The sequence below is a fragment of the Anoxybacillus andreesenii genome, assembly GCF_030813005.1.
Taxonomy (GTDB): domain Bacteria; phylum Bacillota; class Bacilli; order Bacillales; family Cytobacillaceae; genus Robertmurraya; species Robertmurraya andreesenii.
The window spans coordinates 1-14033 of sequence record NZ_JAUSTU010000012.1; the positions used below are offsets into that span (position 1 = coordinate 1).

General features: G+C 42.7%; 12 protein-coding genes, 1 pseudogene and 1 other annotated feature (1 of these 14 running past the window's edge). All 13 genes and pseudogenes read left to right on the forward strand.

Features of this window, described 5'->3' with window-relative positions:
* Positions 1 to 102: 102 nt before the first annotated feature.
* Entirely contained in the window at positions 103 to 1626 is a 1524-nt protein-coding gene (locus J2S07_RS13035) for an aldehyde dehydrogenase family protein (protein ID WP_307150850.1), read from the forward strand.
* 18 nt (positions 1627 to 1644) lie between these two features.
* On the forward strand, positions 1645 to 2856 hold the full coding sequence (locus J2S07_RS13040) for an iron-containing alcohol dehydrogenase (protein WP_307150851.1): 1212 nt from the start codon (positions 1645 to 1647) through the stop codon (positions 2854 to 2856).
* 166 nt (positions 2857 to 3022) lie between these two features.
* A pseudogene (locus J2S07_RS21945) lies at positions 3023 to 3739 on the forward strand (flavin-containing monooxygenase); the annotation flags it as partial.
* Positions 3740 to 4693: 954 nt separating this feature from the next.
* The gene (gene lipP1 / locus J2S07_RS21950) at positions 4694 to 5626 is read left to right on the forward strand and encodes a LipP1 family hormone-sensitive lipase (protein WP_510182028.1); all 933 of its coding nucleotides are present in this window, start codon (positions 4694 to 4696) and stop codon (positions 5624 to 5626) included.
* A gap of 121 nt (positions 5627 to 5747) precedes the next feature.
* On the forward strand, positions 5748 to 6032 hold the full coding sequence (yqfC, locus tag J2S07_RS13050) for a sporulation protein YqfC (RefSeq protein WP_307150853.1): 285 nt from the start codon (positions 5748 to 5750) through the stop codon (positions 6030 to 6032).
* Between the two features lie 95 nt (positions 6033 to 6127).
* Positions 6128 to 7321 carry a sporulation protein YqfD gene (gene yqfD, locus J2S07_RS13055; RefSeq protein WP_307150854.1) on the forward strand — a complete coding sequence of 398 codons (1194 nt, stop codon included), beginning with the start codon at positions 6128 to 6130 and terminating at the stop codon, positions 7319 to 7321.
* Positions 7318 to 8268, forward strand: a complete 951-nt coding sequence (locus J2S07_RS13060) for a PhoH family protein (protein WP_307150855.1) — start codon at positions 7318 to 7320, stop codon at positions 8266 to 8268. Before yqfD ends, J2S07_RS13060 begins: the two co-directional genes overlap by 4 nt.
* A 300-nt stretch (positions 8269 to 8568) precedes the next feature.
* Positions 8569 to 10734: an HD family phosphohydrolase gene (locus J2S07_RS13065; RefSeq protein ID WP_307150856.1), complete on the forward strand. Its 2166-nt coding sequence runs from the start codon at positions 8569 to 8571 to the stop codon at positions 10732 to 10734.
* Positions 10731 to 11201 (forward strand): rRNA maturation RNase YbeY, encoded by a 471-nt coding sequence (gene ybeY, locus J2S07_RS13070; protein WP_307150857.1) that lies wholly within the window; start codon positions 10731 to 10733, stop codon positions 11199 to 11201. Before J2S07_RS13065 ends, ybeY begins: the two co-directional genes overlap by 4 nt.
* Positions 11179 to 11562: a diacylglycerol kinase family protein gene (locus J2S07_RS13075; RefSeq protein ID WP_307150858.1), complete on the forward strand. Its 384-nt coding sequence runs from the start codon at positions 11179 to 11181 to the stop codon at positions 11560 to 11562. The genes ybeY and J2S07_RS13075 overlap by 23 nt, the downstream gene beginning before the upstream one ends.
* A gap of 219 nt (positions 11563 to 11781) precedes the next feature.
* Complete coding sequence (gene era / locus J2S07_RS13080; protein WP_307150859.1) at positions 11782 to 12702, forward strand: GTPase Era; 921 nt, start codon at positions 11782 to 11784, stop codon at positions 12700 to 12702.
* Positions 12703 to 13028: 326 nt separating this feature from the next.
* Entirely contained in the window at positions 13029 to 13169 is a 141-nt protein-coding gene (locus tag J2S07_RS13085; protein WP_307150860.1) for a YqzL family protein, read from the forward strand.
* A 27-nt stretch (positions 13170 to 13196) separates the two neighbouring features.
* Positions 13197 to 13955, forward strand: a complete 759-nt coding sequence (gene recO, locus J2S07_RS13090) for a DNA repair protein RecO (RefSeq protein ID WP_307150861.1) — start codon at positions 13197 to 13199, stop codon at positions 13953 to 13955.
* 33 nt (positions 13956 to 13988) lie between these two features.
* Positions 13989 to 14033: a binding site (T-box leader), on the forward strand; it runs 139 nt beyond the window's last position.

Below are 14033 nucleotides of genomic sequence, written 5' to 3' on the forward strand. Positions count from 1 at the left end.
CACTATCTGAACTACCATCTATGAAGTTATCAAAGAGCAATAAACGAACTGGAAATTACCTCGAAAGAGGATTCTAAACTTACTATACGAGGAGGAAGTAGAATGACAGTCAAAATTGAAGTACAAACATTTTTCCACTTTATTAATGGAAAATGGGAGCCGAGCACAAGCCAAGAAACTTTTGATGTCTTTAATCCGGCAACAGGAGAGCTGGCTGCTAAGGTAGCCAAAGGAACGGTTGAAGACATTGATCGGGCAGTAAAAGCAGCCCGTGCGGCCTATGATCAAGGGGATTGGAAAACTATGAAGCCGGGGGATCGGGCAAATGTATTGAATATGATTGCTTATCAGATTGTGCAGCATGCCGAAGAACTGGCTTTTCTGGAAGCAATCAGCTCTGGCGGCACCGTTCGCCGAATCTCGAGCAATGATATTTTACAAACGGCCGACTTGTTCCAAACCATGGCCAAGTTAATTGTTGAGTATCCATTCTCTGAAGCTCTGCCAATTCCACCATTCCCTGGACCAGTGCAAAACTTCATTTGGCGGGAACCAGTCGGTGTGTGTGCAGCAGTGACCCCTTGGAACCTGCCAATGATGATTGCAACTTGGAAAATTGCTCCTGCACTTGCCATGGGGAACACGATCGTGCTCAAGCCTGCAAGCTACACACCACTTTCCACATTAAAGCTCGCTGAAATTATTTCAACCGTTGTACCTCCAGGAGTTATCAATGTCGTCGCAGGACCAGGCAGCGAGGTTGGTGAGGCCCTCGTTACACACCCTCAAGTTGATAAGGTTGCATTTACCGGGTCCACTGAAGTGGGTAGGAGGATTATGTCACTTGCTGCTGGTACCATTAAGAAAACAACCCTTGAGCTCGGCGGTAAATCACCAAATATTCTTTTGGAGGATGCCGATCTAGAACTCGCTCTTCCTGGAAGTCTATTTGGCGTATTCCTTCATTCTGGACAGCTTTGCGAATCTGGCACCCGCCTATTTGTCCCGGATAAAATTTATGACCAAGTGGTTGAAGGGCTTGTTGGCCTAGCAAGCAAATTAAAGCTCGGAAATCCACTAGACCCTGCCACTGATGTTGGGCCGGTTATTTCGAAGAAACAAAAGGAAACTATCCTCTCTTATATTGAAGCTGGTAAGCAAGAAGGAGCTACAATTGTCCTTGGAGGCGAGGAGGTAACGGTTCCTGGCTGTGAAGGCGGACACTTTATTGCGCCAACTATTTTTACAAATGTAACAAATGATATGAAAATTGCCCAAGAGGAAATTTTTGGGCCGGTATTGTGCGTAATCCGCTACAGCGAACTTGATGAGGCGATACGCCTAGCAAACGATACGATTTATGGCCTTGCTGCTGGTGTTTGGACCCGTGATGTCAATAAAGCATATGAGGTGGCCCGTGAGCTTCAGGCCGGTGTGGTTTGGATTAATGACTGGCATATGCTTCGCAATGATGCTCCATTTGGCGGCTATAAGCAAAGCGGAGTCGGCCGCGAAATGGGTAAAGAATCCCTCGATGCTTATTCACAGGTGAAACATGTGCATACTTCGATGACCTCGGAGCTGGAACGGCGCCCGTGGTACGGAATCTTGTTCGGTCAAAATTAAAGAAGAGGTGAAAAGATAATGAAAACAACCCTATCACAATTTAACTTACGTACGGCTATTAATTCCGGTTCTAATTCGAGAGCGCTGGTTCCAAGTTTATTTGCAGGAATGGGAGCAAAGCGAATCCTTCTGCTAAGTGACAGAGGGTTGGAGCAGGCCGGAGTCGTTGAAAAAGTGGCCTCTATTTTTGAATTGACAGGGAATGGGTCCGGTCCGCAAATCGTTGGCAAGTTCCTAGATATTGCTCAGGATGCAGAAAGCCGTTTCGTCAATGATGCCGCAGCTTTCGCTCGTGAAATTGGAGCAGACGGCTTGCTCGCTGTCGGCGGTGGAAGTGTGCTTGATACCGTAAAAGGGGTTAAATATGCTCTGCATAATAGACTTTCTGATATCAAGACGGCGATTACTGGCGGCTTCTTGTATGAGTCCTTCCCTAAGGCGGCCCAATATATGAACATTCCGCATATTGCGATTCCGACAACAGCGGGGACGGGTTCTGAGGTTTCGCCAATCGCAGTGATTTTTAACGAAGACATTCAAATGAAAACCAATATTATTAATCCATTTTTAAGTGCGGATATCGCCATTTTGGACCCGGAATTAACCGTTGGCTTGCCGCCAAGAATTACGGCATTCACTGGGTTTGATGCTTTAACCCATGCGATTGAGGCGCTTGCTTCACCAACCGCAACGGGCTTAACAGATGCTCATGCGCTACATGCCATCCGTTTGATTGAAAAAAATCTGCCAATAGCCGTAAGTAATGGTGGAAATGTGGCTGCACGCAGCGATATGCTTCAAGCAAGCTTGATGGGAATCACCGCATTCAGCTTTGCATTGAATGCGATCCCAGTTCATAACTTGGCCCATGCGTATGGAGCGCTGTTCCGTATTCCACACGGCTTGGCAAACGCTGTGTTCTTGCCGGTAGTAATGGAAATGATTCCACAGCTTTATCTTCCAAGGGCGACTGAATTGGCGCAAGCACTGGATGTCGATGTGAAAGGTGACACCCCGGATACCGCATTAGCCAAAGCGATAGAGAAAATTCGCCTGCTTCAACAAAAAGTGGACCTGCCAACTGATTTCAGCGAGTTTAATATTAGTGAACAAGCAATGGAACAAACTGTTCCTGCGGTCATGAAAGACCCCGCTGCATTGAACTTCCCAATGCCTCCTGAGCTGATCGCCGCCATTGGACAGAAGGTAGTTCCATTGACTGTAAAATAAAGGCTCTTTTCTATTAAGGACATTCCAGAACCACAATCCGTGCGAAAACAGCCAAAATAAATGATGTCGAAGATAAAGAAGGTTCAGGTGTTAAAAGTATCCAGGCGGAGGATCTTTCGAATCGCTTACCATTTACTCCATTTCATTTTGAGGGAGGCATTTGAAGATGGCATTAAATCATCAGAATGTTCCAGTGTTTGATGCTGTGGTCGTTGGTGCTGGTTTTTCGGGATTGTATATGCTTCACCGACTACGGGAGGCGGGCTATTCAGTTCGGGTGTATGAAGCGGCCGAAGATGTCGGTGGCACTTGGTATTGGAACCGCTATCCAGGTGCCCGTTGTGACATCGAAAGTATCTACTATAATTACACCTTTTCAGAAGAGATTTTGAACGAATGGACATGGTCATCTAGGTACGCTGAGCAGCCAGAAATATTAAGCTACATCAATTTTGTTGCTGACAAATTGGACCTAAGGCGTGACATCCAGTTCAAGAATCGGGTAGCTGCCGCCCGCTACGATGAACATAATCGCAACTGGGAGATTCGCTTGGAGAATGGAACGTTAGTTACTGCAGAGTACTTTATCACGGCAATAGGCGCTCTTTCTGCCTCTAACATCCCAAAATTTAAGGGATTGGACAGCTTCAAAGGGGAGATGTACCACACCGGTAGATGGCCACATGAAAAAGTGTCTTTTAGCGGCAAGCGTGTCGGTGTAATTGGAACCGGATCAAGCGGAATCCAAGCAATTCCCGTAATCGCCAAAGAAGCGGGCCATCTGACCGTTTTTCAACGGACACCTCAGTATAGCTGTCCAGCGCAAAATCATCCGTATGACACTGAAGTGAAGTTCAAGACGAGGGAAAATTACGATGAGATCAAACAGCTCATGCAATACTCGATGCATGGCATACCATCTGGACCACAGCTGCGCTCGGCATTGGAAGATACCCCTGAAGAACGAGAGCGTCAATATGAAGAGGCTTGGCAGGAGGGCGGGCTCTTCAGCATGCTGTATAGGTACAATGACATCCATAGGCTTCCCGAAGCCAATGAAACCGCAGCGGCATTTATCCGCAACAAGATCAAACAGTTGGTTCATAACCCTGAAAAAGCACAAAAACTGATGCCAACCTACTACTATGGAACGAAACGACCCATTCTCGACACAGACTATTATGAAACATATAACCGCGACAATGTCTCCCTCGTGGATATAAAGGCAGAGCCTATTGAGGAAATGACCTTAAATGGAATCAGGACAACTGAAGCCGATTATGAATTGGACGTCATTATATTTGCGACTGGGTTTGACGCGATGACAGGTCCTTTATTTAAAATGGATATTCGCGGTAAAAATGATGTGTCACTTAAGGACAAATGGGCAGATGGTGCCGAACTGAAAACCTTCCTGGGACTTGCCACGTCTGGTTTCCCAAATATGTTTATGTTAACCGGTCCGCAAAGTCCATCAGTCCTTAGCAACATGCTGATTTCGATTGAGCAGCATGTGGAATGGGTGGCTGATTGCATTGATTATCTTCGTAAACATCGTTTGGAAGCGTTCGAGGCAACCGTGGAAGCCGAAGAATTTTGGAGCCAGCAATGCCATGCCCTTGCTGAAATGTCGCTTTTAACCAAGACGGATTCGTGGTATATGGGAGCGAATATCGAGGGCAAGCCAAGGGGATTTCTTGCCTTTCCTGGTGGAGTCGGACTGTATCGCTTGCTTTGTGATGATGTGGCAGCCAGGGGCTATGAAGGATTTACCTCGTCGTTAGCTCCGAATGCCACTGATAAAGGTTTAGTTAAGGAAGGATTTTTCAAGAAGAATATTGACCCGCAAGCATGGTTCATTTTAAAGCAATTAGAATCTACTGGTATGCCGCCGATGGAGATGCTAACCCCTGAATTAGCAAGGATGGCTGATTTCCGCCTTCTGGCAGGAGTCCCAGAAGAAGTACAGAAGGTAGAAAACAGGACGATTCCGGTAGCAGGAGGAGAAATCTCTGTGCGGATTTATTCGCCAGCCGGAGAAGGGCCATTCCCAGCTTTGGTTTACTATCATGGCGGAGGCTGGGTGATCGGCAATTTGGACACGGTCGATGTGCCATGCCGCATGTTGGCAAACAGGGCTGGTTGTGTTGTCATCTCCGTTGATTACAGATTAGCTCCTGAGCATAAATTCCCGACTGCTGCTGAAGATGCGTATGCGGCCGTTGAGTGGGTGGCAGAACATGCTGCTTCGATTGGCGTAGATCCTGAGCGGATTGCTGTTGGCGGTGATAGTGCGGGCGGAAACCTAGCAGCGGTTGTGGCCCTAATGGCTCGCGAACAGGGAGGGCCAACTCTTGCCTATCAAATGCTGATTTATCCGGTGACGAACCACTCCTATGACACAGATTCCTACCGCAATAACCCAGAAGGCTACTTTTTAACAAAAAACACGATGGTTTGGTTCTGGAATCATTATCTAGGTGATGAACAAGATGGTCAAAATCCGTATGCTTCGCCTTTATTGGCAAAAGACTTAAGCGGACTTCCGCCAGCCTTGGTGATTACGGCAGGTTTTGATCCGTTACGTGATGAAGGGGAAGCGTATGCAGCACGCTTGAAAGCCGCTGGTGTCCCAGTTGAAGCGACCCGTTATGATGGGATGATTCACGGATTCTTCTGGATGCCGGGGGTTCTGGCCGGCGCACATGATGGAATTAACCAGGCTGCAAATGCTTTGAAGCAAGCGTTTAATATTGTAAAAACTAAATAAATTGATTGCCCATCCATGGGGCTAATCAAGAACCATCCCTCTGTTTTCCGCATCTTAATAAAATGTAGTGCTAGAACCTTCATTCATTTCATAAATATGAGATGAAAGGGGGTTCTTTTTTATGGCAAAAAAGTGGGGCCATCGGGTTATGAGCTGGATGACGAAGCATATGGAACTTCCCCAGGATGTCATGATGGACCTACCCCGGATCACGATGATAGGTCAAATTCATATATACATTGAGAATCATCGGGGATTAATCGCCTTCTCTGATAAGGAAATTAGGCTTTTACTCAAGCAAGGACAACTGTTGGTAAAAGGCAAGGCTTTTGTAATCAAGACGATACTTCCTGAAGAGATTTTGTTAGAAGGGAAAATTGACCAGGTTATATTCTTAAAAGGATAATCCTTGAACAAATTCAATAGGGGGGAAACGAAATATGTGGATAGGTTTCCTTCCTTTCTGATAGATAGAGTGAAAAAGGGCTCAGGAGGCACAAAATGAGAAATCAATGGATTTATTATTTTTCGGGATATGTCACAGTGAAGGTTACGGGACAAGGGCTAGAGAGGTTTCTAAACCACCTTACGAGAAAAGGAATTTATATTTGGGATGTTAAAAAGCATGGGCCAGAGTCCCTTACATTAAAGCTGGCATTAGATGATGTCAAAGAAATACGACCCATTGTACGGGGAACTGAATGTAAAGTGGAGTTTCTTCGTAGGACAGGCATCCCTTTTTTTATCAAAAGAATGCTGAAGAATAGCGGCTTTCTTATCGGTGCTTTTCTTTTTTCAGCCATCATTTTTCTCCTTTCAAACACCATTTGGGGAATCGAGATAAAGGGAGCGGATCCTGCAACAGAGCATAAAATCAAAAAAGAACTGGATCGCATCGGTGTGAAGACTGGCAAGCTTCGATTTCTAGTTGAGGAGCCAGAAGGAATTCAACGAGCGATTACAAACTCTATTGATGAAATTACTTGGGTTGGTGTTGAGTTACAGGGGACAACCTATCATCTACAGGTCGTTGAAAAAACGATACCAGAGAAGCCGGAGGAATATGGACCGCAAAATTTGGTTGCTACAAAGAAAGCGGTCATCGTAGATATGTTTGTGGAGGAAGGTCAGCCGAAAGTTGAAATTCATGATCATGTAAAGCCAGGACAAATATTAGTTTCAGGAGAAATTGGCAAAGAAGGGGAAACAAAAACGATTGCGGCAAAGGGAGAGGTTTTTGGAGAAACGTGGTATCGGTCCGAGGTGTCCCTCCCATTAAAGAGTAGCTTTCAAGTGTTCAATGGAAATGAAAAGAGAAAGCACTATCTGAAGTTTGGCGATTGGCCGATTCAAGTCTGGGGGTATGGAGAGCTTCCATACAAACAATTTAAGATGGAGGAAGAAGAAAAACAGTTCCAATTCCTTAAATGGAAGCTTCCGATCACCTATGTTGAGGAAACCTACAGAGAAAGTGAACAATTAGCGAAAGTCTATTCTGAGCAGGAAGCGATAGAGGTTGCAAAGGAAATGGCTAGAAAGGATATAAAAAACGGCCTTCCTGAGGATGCTAGGATTAAAGGGGAAAAAATTTTGCGTCAAACAACACAGAATGGTAAAGTATACTTATCCATACATTTTCAGGTAATAGAAAATATTGCAAAACCATACCCAATCATTCAAGGAGAGTCGGAATGACAGAAGATTTAACTACTATAAAGGTTCAATTAGAAAATCCAAACGAAGCCTTTTCATTGCTTGGTAATGCTGATTCAAACATAAAGATTCTTGAAGAGGAGCTTCATGTATCAATTGTCACTAGGGGAGAAACGGTCCATGTATCTGGGCTTGAAGAACATGTCGAAATGGTGAGCGACATTATCGAAAAGCTCCTTTATGTGATACGCAAGGGAATTAGTATCTCTGGTCGTGATGTGATGTATGCCATCCAAATGGCGAAGAAAGGGACCTTGGATTATTTTAAGGACATTTACGAGGAAGAGATTACCAAAAACGCCAAAGGGAAATCCATTCGTGTTAAAACCATCGGACAAAAGCAATACATTAATGCCATGAAAAAAAACGATTTGGTTTTTGGCATTGGTCCAGCGGGGACAGGGAAAACCTATCTTGCCGTTGTTATGGCGATTCATGCGCTAAAAAATGGTCTTGTTAAGAGGATTATTTTAACTAGACCTGCTGTTGAAGCAGGTGAAAGCCTTGGGTTTTTACCAGGAGACTTAAAGGAAAAGGTCGATCCGTACTTACGGCCACTTTACGATGCCTTGCACGATATTTTAGGGGCGGAGCATACAGGAAGACTTATTGATAGAGGAACGATAGAAATTGCACCGCTTGCGTATATGCGTGGAAGAACCCTCGATGATGCTTATGTGATTTTGGACGAGGCTCAAAATACGACGAAGGCACAAATGAAAATGTTCCTTACACGTCTTGGCTTCGGTTCGAAAATGATTATCACGGGGGATAAAACCCAAATCGATCTCCCAAAAGGAGTAGAATCAGGACTTATTGAGGCGGAAAGAAGATTACAAAATGTGAGAGGGATTGGGATGGTTTACCTTGAACAAAGTGATGTGGTACGACACCCATTGGTAGCGAGAATCATTCAAGCATATGAATAGCAAGACTTAAGCCGCTTTGGAGGATCCAAGCGGCTTTTTGAAGCTTTTTTCTTAAAGGCAGTTTTCGTACGGCAGTGATGTTTGAGCAAAGAGCCTTCTCAAATTCTATTTGTAGGTGAAACTTAGTTAGAAACCTGTTATCATTTTCATAAGGTAATTTTGCATGGATGTGCCATATACATAAATAAATGCTCCTCTTTAGAATTTTGATTTCCCGGCAAAAGCCAGGTTGGATCACAAATGGACATTTCGCAATTTTGCTTATCTGGCATTACAGAAGCCTAGATAGGAGGAATTGAATTGGAGAGATTTCAGCAACAATTAGCTAGAATTCGTGACTTACTAGATGTTACCTTCTTCAGAGTGCTCTTATTTATTCTACTTGCTCTTATACTCTATGTGGCTATGTACAGTAATGTTAAACCAGAGAAGCTTGACTTGAATTTGTTTTCAGTTGCGAGCCAGGCCATAAGATCGCCAGTGACCATATTTGATAAGGAAAGCACGGAGCGGAAAAAAGAGGCTGCTGAGGCACAAGTGGGAGATGTCTATGTACTAAAGAAGGAGATTAACGAAAATAGAGTAGATTTGATCACCTCTATTTTTAATTCTGCTGCTGAAGTGAATAAAGACGTCGAAGCTGGCTCGAAAAGCTCTCCTTCGGGGGAATCTGAAACGCCAAGCGGAAGTAAACCGACAGGTGATAAAGTAGCGATGTTGAAGGAAAAGCTAACAGAGGATGTCTCAGATGATGTGTCCGATTCAACCTTTGCTGCACTGGTTTCTTCATCGCCACAAGAATTATCCATCGCTAAGGATACTACTGTGACGGCCATCAACAATGTGATGAAGAATAAAATACCAGCGGATGAAGTTGAAAATGCCAAAAAGCGTGTGGAGGAAGAACTGAGGTTTGCCAATCTCGATCTTGCATTAAAAAGCGCAGTTATTGAGTTAGGGCGTTACGCCATTATGCAAAACGAATTCTTTGACGTGAATGCAACCCAGGAATTAAGGAAACAAGCAAGGGAAAGTGTAGAGCCTGTGAAGATTTTGCAGGGGGAAATCATTGTTGAGGAAAACCAATTAATTAATCCAGAAATCTATCGTCAATTAGAGCTGGTAGGTCTATTAGATAATGAAAATTCACGCTTACCATTTGTGGGTCTCTTATTAATCATAGGGACTATGCTAGCTGCACTATATTTTTATTTTTATGGACTTGACGTAAAGAGGGAAACGAAGCAAAACTATGTGCTTCTATTTAGCATTATTTTTATCCTGACAATTGGCTTGCTTAAAGGGATCAGTTTAATTCAGATTAACTATTCTGAGATTGGCTATGTATTTCCAGTGGCCATGGGAGCCATGCTGATCAAGATTCTCATTGATGAACGGTTAGCGCTTCTTTGGACGGTGATTATGGCCGTATGTGCCAGCATTATTTTTAATGAAGGAATCTCGAGTTCCTTAAATATTACAGTTGGTATTTATATACTATGTAGTGGAATCGCGGGTATTCTATACTTAAGCAAACAAAATCAGCGTTCTAAAATATTGCAAGCGGGGTTATTTGTTTCAGTCATTAACCTAATTGTTATATTTGCCCTCGCTTTTATGCAAAATGTGCACTACAATGCGCTCGAGTATACTTTTTATTTTGTTGCAGCGTTTGTATCAGGGATTTCTTCTGCTGTCTTAACGATCGGATTGCTGCCATTTTTTGAAGCTGGTTTTGGCTTCCTTTCGACGATGAGGCTGATTGAGTTATCCAATCCAAATCACCCGTTATTAAGAAAGCTCCTTACAGAGGCACCAGGAACCTATCATCACAGTGTAATGGTTGCCAATCTTTCAGAAGCAGCCTGTGAAGCGATCGGGGCCAATGGATTGCTGGCAAGAGTAGGCTGCTATTATCACGATATTGGGAAAACGAATCGACCCCAGTTTTTTATAGAAAATCAAATGAATATTGAAAACCCCCACGACCGACTGCCGCCGCTGACTAGTAAAAATATCATCATTGCCCATGCAACCGATGGTGCGGAGATACTGCGGAAGTATAAGCTTCCTAAGGAGATTGTAGATATAGCTGAGCAGCACCATGGAACGACACTGTTGAAGTTCTTCTATCATAAGGCAAAGGAAAATGGTCTTGATGTAAACGAAAAAGAATTTCGCTATCCAGGACCGAAGGCGCAAACAAAGGAGATTGCGATTATTGGGATTGCTGACAGCGTCGAGGCAGCTGTACGTTCGATGTCGAGCCCAAAGCCAGAACAAATCGAAGGCCTGGTCAAAAATATCATTGCCGACCGGCTTCAGGATGGACAGCTTAACGAATGTGATCTGACTCTAAAAGAACTGGAAACTGTGGCCAACACATTATGCGAAACATTGAAGGGAATTTTTCACTCACGGATTGAATATCCGGAAATGACGAAACAGAAGGTGAAACAGGCATGAGCTTAAACATTGATTTTTTAGACGAGACGGATGAAATTTCCGAGGAAATGGTCCAAAAATTAGAGGAACTTCTGAACTTTGCTGCCGAGAAGGAAAACGTGGAATCCGACAGTGAATTATCGGTTACATTTGTTTCAAATGAGAGAATTCAAGAGATCAACCGTGGGTACCGGGGAAAAGATTATCCCACCGATGTGATTTCCTTTGCACTTGAAGAAATGGGCGAGGGAGAAATAGCGGTTAGCGGCATGGATCTTCCACGAATTCTTGGAGATATAATTATTTCAGTTAAAAAAGCCCGTGAGCAGGCTTCTGAATATGGACATAGCTTTGACAGAGAAATGGGCTTCTTAGCTGTTCATGGCCTTCTTCATTTGCTTGGCTATGACCATATGAATGAAGAAGAGGAGAAAATCATGTTTGACAGGCAAAGGGAAATCTTAGATGAGTTCGGATTACAACGGTAAGAGGACATCTAAATCAAGCGGGGTGCTTCATTCCTTTCGATATGCTTTACAGGGAATCATCCATGCATTTTTGAAAGAGAGAAACATGAAGATTCATGTTGTTATCTCTATTCTCGTCATGATTGTTGGAATGGCTGTGAAGTTAACGCCGATGGAATGGTTATTTATTGTCTTTACTATAGGTGGAGTGATAACGCTTGAGCTGTTGAATACCGCCATAGAACGATTGGTTGATCTTGTAACGCCCGATTTTCATCCGCTTGCTAAGCAGGCGAAGGATGTTTCAGCTGGAGCAGTCCTTATTTTTTCGATAGTAGCTGTTATCATCGGCTTGATCATCTTCATCCCCAAAATATTTTAAATGAACTGCCTGCTCTTATGTAGGCAGTTTTGTATTAACCTCCCCACCCCCTAGGAATAATAAAACTAGGAAAAGCTCTCCTTAGACTGTAATTTTTAGAAAATTCAAATATCGATATTACATTTTTGCTACAAATAATGAAATATAAAAAAAAATAAGGTAGAATAAATAAAACAGTAGTCTTCACAAATGGGCTAACTTTTACACCGGAGGATTTACATGAATAATATGGCTGACAAACAAACTCATAAATCTGGCTTTATCTCCATTATCGGACGACCAAATGTTGGAAAATCCACCTTTTTAAATCGGGTAATTGGTCAAAAGATCGCGATTATGAGCGACAAACCGCAAACAACTCGAAATAAGGTTCAAGGCGTCCTTACAACAAATGATGCACAGTTAATTTTTATAGACACTCCTGGAATTCATAAGCCGAAACATAAGCTTGGAGACTTCATGATGAAGGTTGCACAAAATACATTAAAAGAAGTCGATATCGTGTTATTTATGGTTAATGCTGTAGAAGGCTATGGTCGAGGAGAAGAATTTATCATTGAAAAATTCAAATCGGTCAAAACACCTATTTTTCTAGTGATTAATAAAATCGATCAGATCCCTCCTGACGAGCTGTTTTCGATTATTGAATCCTATAAAGAAAAACACGATTTTGCAGAGATTATCCCTATCTCCGCACTCGAAGGTAATAATGTTGAAAGATTATTGGAGCAAATTAAGAAGTATTTGCCAGAAGGGCCACAATATTACCCAGCGGATCAAGTAACAGACCATCCAGAAAGATTTATTGTCTCTGAGCTAATTAGAGAAAAGGCATTACATCTAACAAGGGAGGAAATCCCCCATTCTCTTGCCGTCGTAATCGAAAAAATGGAGCGTCTTGAAGAGAAGGATGTCGTTCATGTGATGGCTACTGTCATTGTCGAAAGGGATTCGCAAAAGGGTATCATCATTGGGAAGCAAGGAAGCATGCTCAAGGAAATTGGCAAACGGGCACGAGTGGACATTGAGAATCTGTTAGGTTCAAAGGTATTCTTAGAGCTATGGGTGAAGGTGCAGAAGGATTGGCGCAATAAAATGTCACAGCTGCGTGATTTTGGATTCCGTGAGGATGAATACTAGGGAAAGATTGGTTTTATACGAAGGCTCTTTTCTCAAACATTGTTGCTTTTAAACAAAAAATTATCAGACAATACAGTTGTTTATGCAGTCTATCTGTTGAAACAACGGAGAAAAGTGCTACTCAAACTATGCGTATCGCACGCCTAGTATGAAACGGAATGGCCGGTATTAAGGACATTCCAGAACCACAATCCGTGCGAATACAGCCTATACCAAAAAAACATTAACAATATTTACGTTTCATGAATTTAATAAGACAGGGCCAAGATATATTTAAGGATTTGGGATAGATGTTGCTAGTCGAAATTTGAAAGGTGGGAATTTTGATGTTGGATTTTACCTGGAAGATCTTTTCTGAAACAGGTAATATTGACACCTATCTTCTCTATAAGGAATTAGAGAAGGATGATCAAGAAATACCCGAAACTCAGAGAAATGAGCTAGCAGAGAAGTTTCCATTTCTGTAGTGCCTGTAATTAGGATGGTGTTGTACGATGCTTCAAAAATGTGAAGGCATCGTCATGCGAACAAGTCATTATGGAGAGTCAAACAAGGTTGTCACCTTATATACCCGAGAAATGGGGAAGGTTGGTGTGATGGCAAGGGGTGCTAAGAAGCCGAATAGTCGGCTGGCCGCCGTCACTCAGCCTTTTACATATGGATATTTTTTGATTAAGCGGAGCACGGGTCTAGGCACTTTAGAGCAAGGGGATATCCTTTCTTCGATGAGGGAGATCCGAGAGGATATTTTTCTTACCGCCTATGCGAGCTATATCCTAGATTTAACGGATAAGGGAACCGACGAAAAGAAGCCAAATCCTTTTTTGTTTGAGCTTCTATATCAAACATTGAATCATATCAATGAGGGGATGGATGCAGAAATTCTCATGAATATCTATGAGATGAAAATGCTACCTTCATTTGGACTATATCCCATCCTCGATCAGTGTACAATTTGTAAAAGTACCGAGGGAGAATTTTCTTTTTCCATTAGGGAGGGAGGATTTCTCTGTCATCGGTGCCTTGAAAAAGATCCTTATCATTATAAAATTTCTCAGGCAACCGTAAGGCTACTGCGTTTATTTTATTATTTGGATATCAATCGTCTAGGTAACATCTCAGTAAAGCTGGAAACAAAAAAAGAGCTGAAAAAGATTATTTCGGCTTACTATGATGAATATTCAGGTTTAAACTTAAAGACGAAAAAGTTCTTGAAACAAATGGAAAATTTAAATAGCTTAAAGCAAGATTGACAATGGAAAAAATTTTCGCTATGATGATAAAAATAAATTGCCATGATGGAAAAGAGTACTTAGCATTCCTCTATGTTA